This window comes from Sphingomonas sp. SRS2 (genome assembly GCF_000971055.1).
Taxonomy (GTDB): domain Bacteria; phylum Pseudomonadota; class Alphaproteobacteria; order Sphingomonadales; family Sphingomonadaceae; genus Rhizorhabdus.
The window spans coordinates 12,309-29,156 of record NZ_LARW01000061.1; the positions used below are offsets into that span (position 1 = coordinate 12,309).

General features: G+C 63.8%; 16 protein-coding genes. 4 read left to right on the plus strand and 12 right to left on the minus strand.

What is annotated here, in order from left to right; all coding sequences use genetic code 11:
* From WP12_RS05525 to WP12_RS05560, 8 genes are all read right to left on the minus strand, one after another.
* The gene (locus WP12_RS05525; RefSeq protein ID WP_046192766.1) at positions 1–864 is read right to left on the minus strand and encodes an XrtA system polysaccharide deacetylase; all 864 of its coding nucleotides are present in this window, start codon (positions 862–864) and stop codon (positions 1–3) included.
* Positions 854–2,344, minus strand: coding sequence for an ExeA family protein (locus WP12_RS05530; RefSeq protein WP_046192767.1), 1,491 nt, complete (start codon positions 2,342–2,344; stop codon positions 854–856). Before WP12_RS05530 ends, WP12_RS05525 begins: the two co-directional genes overlap by 11 nt.
* Positions 2,345–2,382: 38 nt before the next feature.
* Positions 2,383–3,990 carry a hypothetical protein gene (locus tag WP12_RS05535; RefSeq protein WP_046192768.1) on the minus strand — a complete coding sequence of 536 codons (1,608 nt, stop codon included), beginning with the start codon at positions 3,988–3,990 and terminating at the stop codon, positions 2,383–2,385.
* Complete coding sequence (locus WP12_RS05540) at positions 3,987–5,102, minus strand: AAA family ATPase (RefSeq protein WP_046192769.1); 1,116 nt, start codon at positions 5,100–5,102, stop codon at positions 3,987–3,989. Before WP12_RS05540 ends, WP12_RS05535 begins: the two co-directional genes overlap by 4 nt.
* A gap of 4 nt (positions 5,103–5,106) precedes the next feature.
* Positions 5,107–6,633 (minus strand): XrtA system polysaccharide chain length determinant, encoded by a 1,527-nt coding sequence (locus WP12_RS05545; protein WP_046192770.1) that lies wholly within the window; start codon positions 6,631–6,633, stop codon positions 5,107–5,109.
* Between the two features lie 29 nt (positions 6,634–6,662).
* Positions 6,663–7,274 (minus strand): XrtA/PEP-CTERM system exopolysaccharide export protein, encoded by a 612-nt coding sequence (locus tag WP12_RS05550; RefSeq protein WP_152663911.1) that lies wholly within the window; start codon positions 7,272–7,274, stop codon positions 6,663–6,665.
* Between the two features lie 138 nt (positions 7,275–7,412).
* Positions 7,413–8,654 carry a pyridoxal-dependent decarboxylase, exosortase A system-associated gene (locus tag WP12_RS05555; RefSeq protein ID WP_046192771.1) on the minus strand — a complete coding sequence of 414 codons (1,242 nt, stop codon included), beginning with the start codon at positions 8,652–8,654 and terminating at the stop codon, positions 7,413–7,415.
* The gene (locus WP12_RS05560; protein ID WP_046192772.1) at positions 8,651–10,165 is read right to left on the minus strand and encodes an acyl-CoA ligase (AMP-forming), exosortase A system-associated; all 1,515 of its coding nucleotides are present in this window, start codon (positions 10,163–10,165) and stop codon (positions 8,651–8,653) included. Before WP12_RS05560 ends, WP12_RS05555 begins: the two co-directional genes overlap by 4 nt.
* 98 nt (positions 10,166–10,263) lie before the next feature.
* Here WP12_RS05560 and WP12_RS05565 point away from each other — a divergent pair, with 98 nt between their 5' ends.
* Entirely contained in the window at positions 10,264–10,536 is a 273-nt protein-coding gene (locus WP12_RS05565; RefSeq protein WP_046192773.1) for an acyl carrier protein, read from the plus strand.
* Positions 10,537–10,544: 8 nt separating this feature from the next.
* Here the strand turns inward: WP12_RS05565 and trxB are convergent, their stop codons facing one another.
* On the minus strand, positions 10,545–11,516 hold the full coding sequence (trxB, locus tag WP12_RS05570) for a thioredoxin-disulfide reductase (RefSeq protein WP_046192774.1): 972 nt from the start codon (positions 11,514–11,516) through the stop codon (positions 10,545–10,547).
* A gap of 163 nt (positions 11,517–11,679) precedes the next feature.
* Here trxB and WP12_RS05575 point away from each other — a divergent pair, with 163 nt between their 5' ends.
* The 3 genes from WP12_RS05575 (at position 11,680) to WP12_RS05585 (ending at position 13,845) form a co-directional block, all read left to right on the plus strand.
* Entirely contained in the window at positions 11,680–11,886 is a 207-nt protein-coding gene (locus WP12_RS05575; protein ID WP_152663903.1) for a hypothetical protein, read from the plus strand.
* 72 nt (positions 11,887–11,958) lie between these two features.
* Positions 11,959–12,498 (plus strand): RrF2 family transcriptional regulator, encoded by a 540-nt coding sequence (locus WP12_RS05580; protein WP_046192776.1) that lies wholly within the window; start codon positions 11,959–11,961, stop codon positions 12,496–12,498.
* A gap of 138 nt (positions 12,499–12,636) precedes the next feature.
* Positions 12,637–13,845, plus strand: a complete 1,209-nt coding sequence (locus tag WP12_RS05585) for an NAD(P)/FAD-dependent oxidoreductase (RefSeq protein ID WP_046192777.1) — start codon at positions 12,637–12,639, stop codon at positions 13,843–13,845.
* Between the two features lie 591 nt (positions 13,846–14,436).
* Here the strand turns inward: WP12_RS05585 and WP12_RS05590 are convergent.
* Genes WP12_RS05590 through WP12_RS05600 form a run of 3 tightly spaced genes read right to left on the minus strand, consistent with a single transcriptional unit; the run spans position 14,437 to position 16,767 of the window.
* Positions 14,437–15,150: an SDR family oxidoreductase gene (locus tag WP12_RS05590; protein ID WP_235398986.1), complete on the minus strand. Its 714-nt coding sequence runs from the start codon at positions 15,148–15,150 to the stop codon at positions 14,437–14,439.
* 5 nt (positions 15,151–15,155) lie between these two features.
* A complete protein-coding gene (locus tag WP12_RS05595) occupies positions 15,156–16,532 on the minus strand; it encodes a class I adenylate-forming enzyme family protein (RefSeq protein WP_160299162.1) in 1,377 nt (458 codons plus the stop codon).
* On the minus strand, positions 16,510–16,767 hold the full coding sequence (locus WP12_RS05600; RefSeq protein ID WP_200894463.1) for a phosphopantetheine-binding protein: 258 nt from the start codon (positions 16,765–16,767) through the stop codon (positions 16,510–16,512). Before WP12_RS05600 ends, WP12_RS05595 begins: the two co-directional genes overlap by 23 nt.
* Positions 16,768–16,848 lie beyond the last annotated feature (81 nt).

Sequence of the window (16,848 nt, forward strand, 5' to 3'; positions counted from 1 at the left end):
TCAGCCGGCCCAGGCGGCTTCGGCGGCCGCGACCTGGTCCACCCGGCCCCAGCTGAACTCGCCGATCACGCGTTCTAGTTTTCCCTCCATCGCGCCAAGACGCGTATAATGGCGCAGCTTCGACTTGAGCGGCGCATCGGCGACGCGCGGCTGGCCGGGATCGATTTCCCACGGGTGGAAATAGAATATTGCGGGCCGCTGCTCGGCATTGACCTGTCGTATCGCCCAGCGCGAGAAGACATAGGGAAACAGCCGGAAAAAACCGCCCCCGCCCGCCGCGACCGTCCGTCCGCCGAGCTTGGCCGTGGTCACGGGCAATTCGACCAGCGCGCTGCCGGCCACCGGGCGAAAGGCGAAGCGCGGCGCTTCGGGCCAGCCATAATGATCATGCGCGATCGGGGCGACGCTCGATGAATAAGCATAGCCGTCTTCGGCCAGTATCTCGTGAGCCCAAGGTGTCCGCTTGTCGATCGAGAAGCTCGGCGCGCGATAGCCGCTCACCTTCTGGCCGCCAAGATCCTCGAGCACCGCACGGGTACGGCGCAGATCGTCGCGAAACTGATCGGGGGTCATGGTGAAGACGCGGACATGGTCCCAGCCATGGCTGGCCAGTTCATGCCCAGCCTCGACGATGCGGCGGATCAGGGCGGGATGACGCTCGGCGACCCAGCCCAGGGTGAAGAAGGTCGCCTTCGCGCCCATCCGGCCGAACAGATCGATCACCGCATCGCTATTGCGCTCGACCCGTGAGGTAAGGCTGTCCCAGTCCTCGCGGCGGATCGTGCGCTCGAACGCACCAACCTGAAACCAATCCTCGATATCGACCGACAGGCCGTTGATCACGACAGGTCGATCAGGCCGCATCCTGATTGCCGCCGCTGCCATCGTCACGGGGCCCTTGTGGCGGTGGCGGATCGGTTTCGACCAGTTCGACCAGCAACGACAATGTGCGGCGCAGGATAGCTTCCTGCTCTACCAGCCGCGCCTCAAGCTGTGCGTTGCGCGCAGCATAGTCGATATAGCCTTCCGCTGCGGGGGCCGGTGGCGGCGCCGGTTGCGCGGCGGGCGGCTGATAAACCGGCGCCTGCGGTTCAACATCGTAGAAGGGCTGCCGCGTCGGTGGCTGGGCCATGAATGGCGGCTCCGGCGGCGCCTCCACGGCCCGAAGCTGCGGTCGCGCCGGGGCAATCGGCTGCGCCTGCGGCGTAACATCGGGCGGGACATAGCCGTCATAGCGTGGTGGCTGCTCGATCGCGGGCGGCGGGATATCGGCGGGCAGCGTAGCGAAAGGATCGTTCAGCGGCGCATAGCTGGCCGGATTATAGCTGGCGGGCGCGGCCGGAATATCGGCTTCGTCGTCGCCCGGCGAATAGCTGTCATAGGATGGCAGGCCGGGCGCGCTGGGTGGCGCGGCGGGCGTGAACTGCGGCACCGGCGCGGCCATCGGCGGCGGCACAGCGCCAGCGCCCATCGGCAGATCGGGATAGAAGGGCATCGCCTGCGCCATCGGCTGCGGGCCTTCGGCGGGCATGATGCTCTCGCTCGCCAGATCGGCGGCGACATCCTCGACCACTTCGCCGTCGATATCGGTGAGCCGCTCGATTGCACCCTGGAGCATCACCCGCCCGGCCAGCATGTTAAGCCGGCGCGGAATGCCGTCCGACAGGCGATGGAACGCCTCATAGGCGCTCTGGGTGAAGCGCGGCGTGCCCTTCCACCCGGCGCAGGCCAGCCGGTGCATGATATAGGGCGCGGCCTCGTCGGGGTTCATCGCGGTCAGATGGTGAGTAGCGATGACGCGCTGGCGCAACTGCTCGAAACGCGGCTGAGCCAACGCATCCCGGAATTCGGGCTGGCCGAGCAGGAAAATCTGGAGCAGCGCCTGTCCGCCGAACTGAAAGTTCGACAGCATGCGCAGTTCCTCGAGCGCCGAAATCGGCAGGTTCTGCGCCTCGTCGACGATCAGCAGCGTGCGTTTGCCGCTGCGCGCCTGTTCGTGAAGGAAACGCTCGATCCGCGCGAGGAGCTGGCCCTTAGCCGCAACATCGGTCGCGACGCCCAGCGCGAGCGCGACGATGCGCAGGATATCCTCGCCTTCGAGCTGGGTCGAGACGAGGTTGATCGCGGTCAGCCGCGACCGGTCGATCGTCGCCATCAGGCGGCCAACCAGCATGGTCTTGCCGGTGCCGACCTCACCGGTGACGACGATGAATCCCTCGCCCTGCGCCAGGCCATAGCCCAGGTAGGTCATTGCCTTGCGATGGGTCGCGCTCTCGAAATAGAAGCGCGGATCGGGCGTCAGCTGGAACGGCCGGTCGCTCAGCCCATAGGGATCATGGTCCAAATCGACCCTCCCGGCTGGATGAGGCGCGATCGGGCATCTCAGAACTCATACTGCATGCCAATCTGCGCACGCCCGGAAACATCGGCTGTAATCCCATCCTGCTTCGAAGCATCCACGGCCAGACTGGCGCGTGCACGGATGCTCCGTCCGAATGTCCGATAGTAGCTGGTGCTGAAACTACCAGCCTTCACATCAGACGCTCCGACCTGCCCGTTCTTAAACAAACTGCCCGTAAAAGAAAAGGAGACGCCCGAAACGCGGGAGAGTTGCCCATTCAGCGACAGGTCGCCGAAAAAGCTCTGATCGACGACGCCATCCAGCGAGAAGGGATCGTTCGGATCGTCGATATAGGTGCGCCGCGTGTAACCCAGCGAGCCCGAGATCGTCCATTCCCGCAGCGCGCGACTGACGATGATGCTGGCCGCCCGTTCGCGATAGGCCTGGGCGGAAGCTCCACCCAGCGAACCGCCAAGGCATCTGCCCGAACCGGCCGTCTTGCCGAACAGGCAGTTCTGATAGCCGGTCGCCGGATCAGCCGAGGGATCGATATTCAGATCGACCGGTGCGCCGGCAAGCCCTCCCGAAACGCCCTGACCAAAGGACTGGACCTGATCGGTCAGGATGAAGGTCAGCCCGGTCCGGTCATTCGGGCGCATTTCGGCAAGCCCGGTGACGGAGAAGCCGCCATAGCGATAACCCGCCCGCAGCTCGACGCGGCTACGGCGGCTGGGCTTCCAGATGAGGCCGGCATCGCCGATCAGCCCGGCCATGTCATAGGTCAGCACCCGGGGACTGGCTGGATCGACGACGAACCGGCCGCCTTTGCCGAGCACGGGAAAGCCGGTGGCGGGATCGAGCAGCGCTTCGCGCTCGGAGGTCTCGGTCTTCTCATAGCCGCCGCTGGCGACCAGCGCGACGGTCGCCGCGATAGGCTGCTTTATCTCGCCGCTAACCTTCAGCGCTCGGAAATGCTGGGCGAGATTGGTGGTATTCTCGCGCCGATATTGCGCGCCCACGGTCCAGTCGAACGGCAAGGCGCTCTGCTGCATACCGACGTTGAGATTCGCTTCTTGCGCCGTCGAACTGTCGAAGCGATCGACCGGCGGCCCCAATAGGGCACCGGTCTGCCCGCTCTCATTCTTGGTATAGGCATAGCGGTAGCTTGCCGCGAAGCCGACGTCGCCGATCCGGTGGGCGAGACTCGGCTGGATGAAAGCCGAATAGGTCTGCGCGAGATTCTTCGGATTACCCGAGTTGAACTGCTGCGCCGCACCGCTCGGATTGATGCGGCTTCGGGTGACGATCGCCCCGACATCGGTGGACAGCCACTCGTCGATGACGTTGGCCTGCATCCGCAATATGCCGTCCTGATTGAAGTTCTTCGACAGATCACCGACTTCGGGAATTCGATAGGATGCGCGGTAGTTGGCCGAGAGGACGATGCGGCGATTGCGTATGCTGGCGGCGAGATTGCCCGACACCTCGGTATAGGTGACGATATCCTCGCCGACGCCCTTCAGCTGGGATTCGGCGATCTGCTGAAGATCGATAAAAGCCCCGATCTCCGGACGTTCGGCGTGCGCCGCGCCGCAAAGGGCGCTCCCGGACAAGAGCCCCAGCAAGGCGCGCGCCCCCATCGACCTCATCGGGGCGCTTCATATCCGTAATAGCTGCCGAACCGGCGGGCGTTGGGCGCAAAGCGCGCGCCGTTGAGGAGAAGCTGGATCTCCTCGCACCCGCCGAGCAGCAGCACCGCGTCGCGCAATTCGGCCTCCGCAGTCTTGTCGGCACGCACCACCAGCAACACCTGACCGACATGATAAGCCAGCACAGAAGCCGGCGACGCGGCAAGCGCGGGCGGGCTATCGAACAGGATGATGCGGTTGGGCTTCGATGACAGCCGCTCGATGATCACCCGGGTGCGGTCGGCGGCGATCAGCTCGGTCGCCTCATTGGTATATTTGCCCGACGGCAGGACCGACAGGTTACCGACATCGGTCTTGATCACCAGCGATTCGACATCGATCTCGGTATCCGCCAGCGCGTCCATCAGGCCGATTGGACCATCGATGCCGAGCGTCGACAACACGGTGGGCTTGGCGAAGTCACCGTCGATCAGCAGCACTTCGATATCGCGCTCGTTCGCCATCGACAGCGCCAGATTGACCGCACAGAAGGTCTTGCCCTCATTCGCCTGCGCCGAGCAGATCAGAATGCGCCGGCCATTGGGCAGCGCGGTCGGCCCGATCGCATTGAGCAGCAAGGTGCGCTTGACGATGCGGAACTCTTCGGCGAGCGCGGTGATCGCCGCGTCAGGCATCACAAAGCCCTGATCGATCAACTCGGCGCGGTTCACCTTGGCGGTGCGGTAGACGATCTCTGGAGACGGCAGCGCGGCCGGCCCCGCCGGGGTTGCCGCAGGCGTAAGCGTCGGGGGCTGCGCGCCATGCCCCGATCCGCCGGCCAAAGCCTGTGGCGGGGCCGAGATCGTAGTGACGCCGGCGGCCTGATAGGTTGGCAGCTCCGGCGCGATCGGCTCGGGAGTCAGCGTGGGTTGCGGCGTCAGCGTCGTCTGCGGCATCACCGGAGACAACGGAACGTCGATCGTCTGGCCCGGGGCGGGGCCCTGGTCGGGCATGACCACGCGCGCACGCAGCACCGCCTCGAAATCATAGACCGACCCGGCCCGCTCGATCAGCGAACCACGGCGCCTGCGCTTCTTGGGGGGCGTCTTGTCGGTATCGTCGCGATCATCCATCCGATCAGGATACCATGATACGCTTAATGAATTCGATCAGCATCAGCAGCATGAACATCCCGGGTAAACCGGCTGCCGCGGAAGAAAACCACATCATCTGTTTCCGCCGTACCGCGCGTGTCTCGCTCGTGATGACCTCGGAGATCGATCCCAGCACCGGTAGGCCGCTCGCCTTGGCGAGTTGCTGGGTGGTCGTGTAGACACTGGCAAGCTGGCTTTTGGCGAAGGCGACGCCCGCGCCGACCACGACGCCCGCGACCAAGACACCGGTGAGCAGGAAAGTGCGGTTCGGCGCGGCGGGCTGGCGCGGCAACGACGGCTGATCGATCACACGAAAGCGCGCACCGGCAGTCTTGCCGCTAGCGTCGGCCCGCAGCTTGGCGCTCTCGCGCTGGCCGAGCAGCTTGTTATATTGTTCGCGCAGCACATCATAATCGCGATCGAGCCGCGACTGATCGATCTGCGAACCCGGCGCGGTCAGCTGGCGCTGGGCGATGCGGGTGACGTCGCCGGTCAACTGGGCCTTGCGAGCCTCCAGCGCAGCGACATTGCCCTGACGCTCGGCCTGCATCGACCGGATCGAGACATAGACGGGGTTGGGCGCCATCGGCACCGATCGGGTGCCGCCCCGCGCCCGTTCGGCGCGGAGCTGGCCGAGCTGTGCGCGGATCGCGATCACGTCAGGATGCTTCTCGGTCCAGCCGCGCGACACCGCTTCGGAAAGCTGGCCTTCAAGCTGACCAATTCGCTGGTCGATCGAGTCGACGGCGCCCATGGCGCCGCCGGCGGGGATCTGGGCGGGCGTGGCGGCGATCTGCCCATTCATCGCGGCAAGCGAACTGCGCGCCGACATCAGGCTGGACTCGATCGTCATCATCTCGTTGCGCGCAGCATCCATCCGCTGTTCGAGCGAGCCCGAACCGGGCAGCGATCCCATCGTCTCCTGAACGATCTGCGCGCGGCGGCGATCGACATCCGCCAGTTCCTTGGCGCGGCGGGCCAATTCCTGCTCAAGGAAATCCAGCGTCTCGGCATTGTTGGCGCGATTGCCGACCAAATTCTCCTGAACGAAGATATCGATCAGCTTCTGGGTCACGTTACGAACGATGAAGGCGGTCTGCTGCTCGGATATGCCCTTCAGGCTGATCCGCGTCTTGATCTCGAGCAGGTCCTCGCCCTGTGCGGTGATCGAGATGCCGCCGCGCAGCGCACCGATCAGCGACAGCGCCTCCGACGAGGTCAGGGGCCGTTCGCCGTTGGAGACGGTGCGGACGACCTTCTTCAAGATCTCGGTCGAGGTGAGCGACTGACGAACCCGGTCGATGCCTTTTTGCACATCGCCTTCGCTGCCATCTGCGAGCAGCGATTTGACCTGCACCGAAATGCGCGCGCTGCTCTCATAGGCGGCGGGCACCCGCATCACCATCACCCAGCCGATCAGACAGAATCCCCACGCGACGGCGAGCGCAAGCCAGCGCATCCGCCAGATCGCGTAGAGCGCAATCCTAATCTCGGTATAGATTGCTTCCATCGGTTTAGTCCGTCACCCCCACGGCCAACCTAGAACACGCTCTCGGGGATGATGATCACATCGCCCGGCTGTAATTTGACGTTCGCCTTGATGTCGCCCCGCTTGAGCAGACTGTCGATCCTGAGCCGGAACTCCTGCTGCTTGTTGGTGGCGGGATCGTGGCGGACCAGCTTGGCCCGGTTGCCCGCCGCGAATTGCGAAAGGCCGCCGACCGAGATCATCGCGTCGAGCAGTGTCATGTCCGACCGATAAGCAACCGCCGCGGGCCGCTCCGCCGCGCCGACGATGCGGATCTGCTGCGCGAAGGTCCCCGAGAAATTGTTGATGATCACCGATACGATCGGATCCTTGATATAGGTCGACAAGGCATCGCGAATATCGTCGGACAGCTTCGACGGAGTCTTGCCGACGGCGACCATGTCGCTGATCAGCGGCAGCGTGATCCGGCCATCGGGACGGACCTGCACCTGTGCGCCCAGCTCGGGGTTGCGCCAGACGAAGACCGTCAGCGCATCGAGCGGGCCGATGGTATAATCCTCGCCAGGCTGCGCACCCGAGGGCACGAACGGCGCCGGCGGCAATTCCTTCGCCTTCTCCTCGGCGCGCACAGGCATCGCGAAGACGATGCTCGCCAGCATCATCGCGCCCACCAGTCTCTTCACCGCACCCCACGTCATCTGCATTCCCTTCAGGGTATCGACCCCACTTACGGACCGCCATTGCCCGTAAAACTCAATCCCCGCTTATTGCGCCATAACGCATGAACATATGCTTAGGAATCACAGGATGTCAGTCCCGTCTATGGTTAATTCACCTGGGGCCGGATGACCGAGGAAAGCTTGCGGGCTCGCACTCGCCCCATAGGCCCCCGCCAGGAACAGCGCTACGACATCCCCCACCTCTGCCCGCGGTAACCCGACATGGTCTCCAAGCCGATCGATCGGCGTACACAGACACCCTACCACAGACACGTCCTCGACCATGCCAGATCCAGGGAGTTTCGTCAAAGAAATCGGATAGTTACGACGGACGACCGTTCCGAAATTGCCGCTTGCCGCGAGCTGGTGATGCAAGCCTCCGTCGACGACAAGAAATATCTCGCCATGGCTCGCCTTGCGGTCGACGATCCTGGTCAGATAAACCCCCGCCTCCCCCACCAGCCAGCGTCCCAACTCAATTGTAAATTCTGCGTCGCGGAGGATAGCGGGACGCGACGCGAGCGTGTCGGCGAGCGCCGCGCCGACCGCCACCTCATCGAGCGCGAGGTCATTGGCGAAATGAGGGATGCCGAAGCCGCCGCCGAGATTGACGTGCGGTGGCGCGACCCCCGCCTCCTCGCTCAGCCGCGCGGCCAGCGCCACCGCCGACGCCTGCGCCTCGATCAGCGCGGCGGGATCGAGCGCCTGCGACCCCGCGAAGATGTGAAGCCCGCGATATTCCGCCCCCGCCGCAACGATGCGGGCGATGATCGCTGCGGCCTGATCGGCATCGACCCCGAAAGGCTTCGCGCCGCCGCCCATCTTCATCCCCGATCCCTTGAGCTCGAAATCGGGGTTTATCCTTAGCGCGAGCCGGGGCGTGCGCCCGATGCCGCGTCCGATCGCCAGCGCACGATCGGCTTCATTGCCGGATTCGAGGTTGAGGGTGATCCCCGCTTCGATCGCCATCGCCAGCTCGCGGTCGCGCTTGCCCGGTCCCGCGAAGGAGATGCGCCGCGCATCCATCCCGGCGTCGAGCGCGCGTTGCGCCTCCCCCGCCGAAGCGACGTCGATGCCATCGACCAGCGGCGCGATCGCCTTGATCAGCGGAGGGTGCGGATTGGCCTTCACCGCATAATGGAGCGACACCCCCGAAAAGGCGGCGCGGAAACGCGCTATGCGATCACGCACGATGTTCAGGTCATAGACGAACAACGGCGTGTCGCCCGCCGCGTCGATCCAGGCGGCGGCAGTGCGCCCACCGATCATCAGCTCGCCGTCGCGCCACTGATAGTCGGGGGGGATCGGTCCGGCGGCTTTCATGCCCCCGCCTCTGCTTTCAGCGCGGCGCGGTCAAGCTTGCCATTGGCGTTACGCGGCAATTCGTCACGCCAGACGATGCGCGCAGGCTGCATGAAGTTCGGCAGATTGCGCCTGAACCAGTCGGTCAGGCGCTGATCGGCATCGTCGGTGGCGGGTCGCGCGTAGAGCAGGATCGCCTGGCCCAGCCGATCGTCGGCGATCCCCAGCGCCACCGCCTCGGCCGCCGCGCCGCTCGCGATCGCCGCTTCCTCGATCTCGGTCGGACTGATCCGATTGCCCGAACTCTTGATCATCTCATCATCGCGCCCGACGAAACGCAGCAAACCGGCGGCGTCGCGCACCACGGTATCCCCCGACCAGACCGCCATGCCCCCCTGCCGCGACGCGGGTGGTGCGGGGCGGAAGCGCTGGGCGGTGCGATCAGGGTCGCCCCAATATCCTTGCGCCACCAGCGGGCCGGCATGGACCAGTTCGCCCGGCTCGCCATCGTCGGTGACGGCGCCATCAGGGCGGACGACGAGAATTTCGGCAAAGGGGATCGCGCTGCCGATCGACTCGGGATGCACGTCGATCAGCGCGGGATCGAGCCAGGTCGAGCGGAACGCCTCGGTCAGGCCGTACATCGAGAAGAGCCGCGCTTGCGGGAACAGCGCGCGCAGGCGGCGCACCAGCGACACGCTCATCCGTCCGCCCGTGTTGGTGAGCCGGCGCAGCCGCGCGACGCTTTCGCACGGCCATTCGCTCTCGGCCAGCTGGATCCATAGCGGCGGAACGCCCGCCAGCGTGGTGATGCCGTGCCGCCCGACCGCGCGGACGACATCGCGCGGCGTCAGATAATCGAGCGGGTGAACACAGCCACCCGCCGCCCAGGTCGAGAACAGTTGGTTCTGGCCATAGTCGAAGCTGAGCGGCAGCACCGCCAGCGTGCGGTCGTCCGCTGCAAGGCCGAGATAGTGCGCAACGCTGATCGCGCCGAGCCACAGATTCGCGTGGCTGAGCATCACCCCCTTGGGCCGGCCGGTCGAACCTGAAGTGTAGAGGATCGCGACGAGATCGCCGGCATCAGCCGAAGATGGCGGCAGAGGCACATTGCCCGCGAACAGCGCCGCGCCGTCCGCTTCCTCAATCAGGAGCGCGCAGCCATCGGGCCGGTCGCCGGATTGGAGGCTGTCCGCCCTGCCCTGTCCGGTGATCAGCAGCCGCGCGCCGCTGTCGGCCAGGATATGCGCGACCTGAGCGCGCTTGAGCAGCGGATTGACCGGCACATGGACCAGCCCCGCCCGCGCGGCAGCCAGCGGCATCAGGCAGGCGATGCGGTTCTTGGGCAGCCAGCTGGCCACCCTGTTGCCGGCCGTGAGCCCGCGCGCGCACAGCCCCGCCGCCAGCAACCCCACGGCCCGATCGAGTCCCGCATGATCGAGCAGCCCGATTTTGTCGGCCAGCGCCGGTGCGTCGCGTGGCCCGATGACAGCGAGATGATCGAGAGGACGAGGATTGGGATCGGGGTGCATCACGGCAACGACTAGCCTATTTCAAATCCAAATCCTTGTCCCGATTGCGCTATACCGCTAGTGGGCACGCCATTTCGCCAGTGCAGGGACGAGAAGACGTGGGCGCAACCGATCCGATCAACACCGAAGACGCGGTACGCGCCGTGCTGGTCGATGTCCTCGGCATCGATCCCACACGTGCCGCCGGGTTCACCGCCGATACGGGGCTGTTCGGATCGATGCCCGAGCTGGATTCGATGGCGGTCGCGGGGCTGCTCACCGAGCTCGAAGACCGCCTCCACATCATCATCGACGATGACGAGGTCGATGGCGAGATGCTCGAAAGCTTCGGCGCGCTGGTCGACTTCGTGCAGCGCAAGATCAAGGCCTGACGCCGCCCTCAGGCGGCAACCGTCACCCGCGCCTCGAAATCGGCTTCGGCCAGGAAGCGCTCCGCGTCGAGCGCGGCCATGCACCCCATGCCCGCCGCCGTCACCGCCTGACGATAGACCTTGTCGGACACGTCGCCGCAGCCAAAGACGCCGGGAATATTGGTCCGGGTGCCGCCCTTCTCGACGACGAGATAGCCGTCCTCGTCCAGTTCGAGATGACCCCGGAACAGCTCGGTCGACGGATGATGGCCGATCGCGACGAAGCCGCCATCGACCGGGAGGGTCGATGCCTCACCCGTGACGGTGTCCTTCAGGTCGATCGCGACAAGGCCCTGATGTGCTTCGCCGCCGACGAAGCGTTCGACGCCTTTATTCCACAGGATCTTGATGTTGGGGTGGGCGAACAGCCGCTCCTGCAGGATCTTTTCGGCACGCAGCGAATCGCGGCGGTGGATGAGAGTCACGTCATGGCTGTGGTTGGTCAGGTAGAGCGCCTCCTCGACCGCGGTATTGCCGCCGCCGATGACCGCCACCTTCTTGCCGCGATAGAAGAAGCCGTCGCAGGTCGCGCAGGCCGAGACTCCCTTACCGCCGAGTTCCTGCTCGCCCTCGATGCCAAGCCACTTGGCTTGCGCGCCGGTGGCGATCACGAGCGTGTCGCACACATAGATGGTGCCGCCGTCGCCCCTCAGCCGGAAGGGGCGCTCGCTCAGATCGACATCGACGATCGTGTCCCAGATCATCTGTGCGCCAACATGCTCGGCCTGGGCCTGCATCTGCTCCATCAGCCAAGGGCCCTGAATGACGTCACGGAAGCCCGGATAATTTTCGACGTCGGTGGTGATCGTCAGCTGGCCGCCCGGCTGAATCCCCTGCACCACGATCGGCGCCATCCCGGCGCGCGCGCCATAGATGGCGGCGGACAGGCCGGCCGGGCCCGATCCGAGAATCAGCATGCGGGTCGAGTGGGTAGCGGTCATGGGTCAGGCTGGCTCCGGAATCGGGACGGTCGAATCTTCGATGTTCAGATAGGGATGCGTCCCCCGGCTTGGCAACCGTCGCGGCCTTTACCAGACCTTAGGGTTCGGTCGTTACGGACCTCGAAAATCTATGGCGCGCCAAAGACGGGGTTGGATGGGAAATATGGTCGCGATGTTTTCTGGCCTGATCCGTGACGAAAGCGGCAAGGCCCCGCTCAAGCTTGTGGTGGGCAGCTGCCTGCTCGGCATAGCGGTGGCCAGCGCCTCGCCCGCCTTCCAGGCAAATCCGCTGATCAGCGGCACCATCCACAAGATGGGCAAGCATCTGCCCGAGACGCTCGAGACCATCACCCGCGCGATGGGCGGCTGATTGCACAAACTAAGACAAAGTTAGTCCGTGTTTTTACTTGACGCCATAACTCGGATCATTATGGTCCGCGTTATGGCACATATCACCACCAGCGTCGAATATGGCATCCACTGCCTCCTCTTCCTCGTCGGCAACGACAAGGCGATGAGCAGCCGCGACCTCGCTGAATTGCAGGGAATATCGCCAAGCTTCCTCGCCAAGATCTTTCCGAAACTGGAGAAGGCGGGAATCGTCGCGGCTAGCGAAGGCGTGCGTGGCGGCTACCGGCTGGCCCGTGAGCCCGACGAAATCAGCTTCCTCGACATCGTCGACGCGATCGAGGGCCGCAAGCCGCTGTTCGATTGCCAGGAGGTCCGGGGCCGCTGCGCGGTGTTCGGCGAAGCGAAGCCCAAATGGGCGACGGCGGGCATCTGCGGCATCCACGCCGCGATGATCCGGGCCGAGCGTGCGATGCGCGATAGCCTCGCCAGCGTCACGCTGGCGAGCATCGCATCCGACTTCGGCAAGGTAGCGCCGGCCAGCTTCTTCGAGGATGTCGGCGGCTGGATGGGCGACCGTCTCAGCGGCCGCACCGCCCGCATGCCGAGACCCGACAAGGCCGCGCCGCCCTAAGCGGCGACGCGCTCCACCAACCACTGAAAATCCTTTCCCGCTGTCCTGCCGGACGCGCCGGGAGAGTATTCGCGCGCCCTGTCGATCGGCGCTGCGGAACGACCACGCACGTCCGGTGACCATCAGGGAAGAACCATCATGACCCAGAACATCATCATCGCAGGGTCCGGCTTCGCCGGTCTCTGGTCGGCCATCTCGGCCGCCCGCGCCATCGCGCTCGCCGGGAGGTCGGGCGACATCCAGGTGACCATGGTGTCGCCCAGCCCGAATGTCGGCATCCGCCCGCGCCTCTATGAAGCCGTGATCGAGAATATGAATCCCGACATCGCCGCGCTGCTGGACGCGGTCGGCGTCCGCCATGTTGCCGGGCTGGTCGAAACGATCGATGCAGCGGCCAAGCTTATCACTATCGCGCATCGCGACGGAGGCTGGACCACCCTCCCCTATGACCGCTTCGTGCTGGCGACGGGCAGCAGGGCGTTCGCGCCCGACCTGCCCGGTCTGCACGAATATGCCTTCGACGTCGATACGGTCGAACGCGCGCTGCAACTCGACGCGCATCTCAAGGGCCTGCGCGATGCCCCCGCCACAGCGGCGCGCAACACTGCCGTCATCGTCGGTGGCGGTTTCACGGGTTTGGAATCGGCGACCGAGATGCCCGACCGGCTGCGTGCCATATTGGGCGGGGACGCTGATATCCGCGTGGTGATTGTCGACACCGCGAAGGAGATCGGCGCGGAACTCGGCGCCGAAGCCGCGCCGGTCATCCGCGAGGCACTGGCCGAATGCGGCGTCGAATCGCGCTCCGCCGTCCGCGCCACCGCGATAGATGCGAACGGCGTCACCCTGTCGAGCGGCGAACGGATCGAGGCGAGCACTGTCATCTGGGCCGCCGGCATGCGCGCCAATGCGCTCGCCGCGCAAATCCCCGGCGAGCACGACCCGCTCGGCCGTGTGGTTGGCGACGCCTTCCTTCACGCGCCGCAGGCCGACGGCATCTTCGTCACCGGCGACACGGTAAAAGCGGCAACCGACGATCAGGGCAACTTCGCCGTGATGTCATGCCAGCACGCGCTGAGCCTCGGCCGCGTAGCCGGGCACAATGCCGCCGCCGAACTGGTCGGGCTGCCCCTCCATCCCTATAGCCAACCCAAATATGTCACCTGCCTCGACCTCGGCCCATGGGGTGCGCTCTACACCGAGGGATGGGACCGCCAGGTCCGCCTGACCCGCGCGGAAGGCAAGAAGGTGAAGCAGGAGATCAACACCGTCTGGATCTACCCGCCAGCCCCCGACCGCGACGCAGTCTTCGCGGCGGCGAACCCGGATTATGTAATCGTGCCGTAAACAGGAATATCGCTGCTCCTGGCCGGGCAACCGGTCAGGAGGCGTTCTCGCGGAATCGCCAAAAATATTATTAGCGACCGGGATATTCTCCGTCCGGTCCGATCTCGATCGAATAACCGATTCCGACCCACCGAAAGCTAAATCACGAGAAGCTCAAATGTTCGAGCTTTGAACGATGTTTCCTCGCCTTCGACCGAGCCGCTCTATCGCGTCCTCCCCCGCGTTGGAGCGCGGCTTTAATATAAGCGCTGTGATAGCCAGACCCGAATGCTCGCAAAGCAAGGCTGGAAACCTTCATTTCTCGCAAGATCATCAACTGATCAATCTCAGCGAGCAATTTCGCTCGATGCGCTAAAATCCGGGCGATATGGGCGGCGTTGATCATGGTCAGGGTTAGCACGGGCCGTTACCATTGCGAACGTCAAAATTGGGGGCGGCGGCAGTCGTTAGATCCAGTTTGGTGCAGAACGGCTCAGATTGGTGGTTTACTGCGATCCTGGTTACGCACCTGCGCAAATTACTACAGCCGCTGCTCTGAATATTGCTGACAGCCTTCGGACTCGAGGCGATGTTCCAGGCGCTGACTCCTGATCAGCAGGTGCTACCCGCATCCACCGTCAATATCGTTCCAGTGACTGCCCCGCCGTCAGGACCAAGAAGGTAGGCCACCGCTCCTTCGACATCTTCGGGGGTCGCCAGTCGTCGGAGCGGGCTGCGGCGCATGATCGAGCGGAGCTTGTCGCCTTCGAGCCCTAGCGTCATGTCGGTCTGCATATAGCCGGGAGCTACCGCGTTTACGGTGATATTCACGCGGCCCAGCTCACGCGCAAGCGAACGGGTGAAACCTTCGATAGCCGCCTTCGACGCGGCATAGGCCGCAAGCCCTGAAAAGCCGGTGGATGCGATGATCGAGGAGATATTCACCACGCGGCCCTGGCGGTTGAGCATCATCGATCGCGAGACATATTTGGTCAGCACCATCGGAGCCAGCGTGTTGATCCGCAAGGCCCGTTCGATATCGGAATTGTGCATCGTCCCCAACACGCCGTCGATTCCGATCGCAGCGTTGTTCACCAGACCGTAGATATCATCATGGGCGCTCGTGATGCTTTTCACGAGATCATGAATGCCATCCACTTGGGCCATGTCGAATGAATAGAAACTCAGCGTCTCGGGATATTGCTCCTGTAGCGCTTCAACGGCTTTGGTGATGTTCCGGCCGGTGGCGACGATAGCATAGCCATCCCGCAGGAGGCGCGAGGTAATCGCAAGCCCCAATCCGCGCGTAGCCCCGGTGACGATCACCGTCTTCAAAGGCTGCTCCTCTCGATCTTGCCCGCCGCGTTCGAGCGGATTTCAGCAACGACGCGCAGTGTTGCCGGCACCTGCCAGCGTGGCAAACGGCTCCTACAAAGGTTCAATAACTCTGCTGCCAGTGCCTTGTGATCCGATGCCGGGTCAGCCGGTACGATCTCGCCAACAACGAGTTGGCCGGTAATGGGGCTGGGCCGTGAAAATATACGCGCTTCGCTGACGGTCGGCTGTTCGAGAAGTATCCGTTCGATTTCCTCTGGAAACAGCTTGTTGCCGCCGACATTGATCGCGCCATTGGAGCGGCCGCGAAAGAATATCCGATCACCGCGCTGTTCGACAATGTCGCCCGTGTCGACGAACCCGTCTTCGTCGCGGAAGCTCTGACCGGACCCCAGATATTTACCCGTAACATCGTGATTATGTACGTATAAACGGGCATCATTTATCTTAATGACGATGCCGCTGGGCGGGTTTCGCAGATAGGATTCAGGAAAGCCGGCGCGGCCATCATGTACCGCCAAGGCGGCACCCGCTTCGGTCGACGCGTAGACATGCGTGATCCGGGCGTCCGTGAACTCGCGTTTCAGCGCCGTCAGAACAGCGTCGTCGGCAATTTCGCCCCCTAAAGTGATTTGGCGCAGATCCAGTTTCGGACGGTCACCGGTCAGCAAAATCTTTCGCCAAAGCGTCGGCGTGGCGGATAGGGCAGTGCAACGCCATTCCGCCAAGAGCCGTAGCTGTGCGGAGAGGGACGAAATTCGGTTGGGCAGCAGCAAAGCGCCTCCACCGGCTAAGCCTTGTAGCATAACCTGAATGCCGGCGAACCGCGTGATCTCGTACAGCTGTCCCCAGCGGACCGTCTCGACGCCTGGTTTCGAAGGCCGCGTTGCTCGCGAAAGCGATGCAAAGCTGTGCTCAACAAGCTTGGGTCGCCCCGTCGTGCCTGAGGTCGCAAAAACCCACTGAGTTGAGCAAATCCTGGGTCGTGGAGCTGAGCGGCGTTCCGCAACCGAGGCAATCTCTTCGCTCCACAGCGTGACGACAGCCCCCTCCGATTGGAGCGCCTTATTGTCGGTCACGATCAGATCGGGGTCGAATTCGGAAATCAGGCCGTCGAACTCGGAAGACACCATGCCGGGCGAGAGCAACAATATGCGAGATGCAATGCCATCAAGGGCGATCAGGCCGAGAATCACTTTCGCCGGATCGCCGAGCGACAGTGCGACCTTCGACGATCGACCATCACGCAGTGGAACCTGGCCAGAGGCGGCCATCAGATAACGAGCCGTCCACGCGCCGGCCTGGCTAATGAGGATCGGTTCGTCGGAACCAGACTGCGTGTCTATCGCTTCAAGAAGGCTTATGGATTTCATAGAAAGCCACGAAGTCCCTGAAGGTTGTGGGATAATAAGCATCCTCGGATATCGAAAACGGGTCATACCCCAGCTCGTCGTCGAGCCGCGCTACGAGGATGGCGAAACCCAGCGAATCAAGCCCGCTTTCAAGCAGCACGGTGTCGTCCTCAAGCGGCCCGGTCAGACCCATGCCACTTTCCTCCATCACGCTGTGAAACGTCGTTTCGATGGCTGTTCTAAGATCGAGTGTCATAGATTGCATAATCATGTCACTTCCTGTTGTTTATGTATCGAGAATATCGACTAGCGCCATCAAGAATGAGGAGCACAAGTC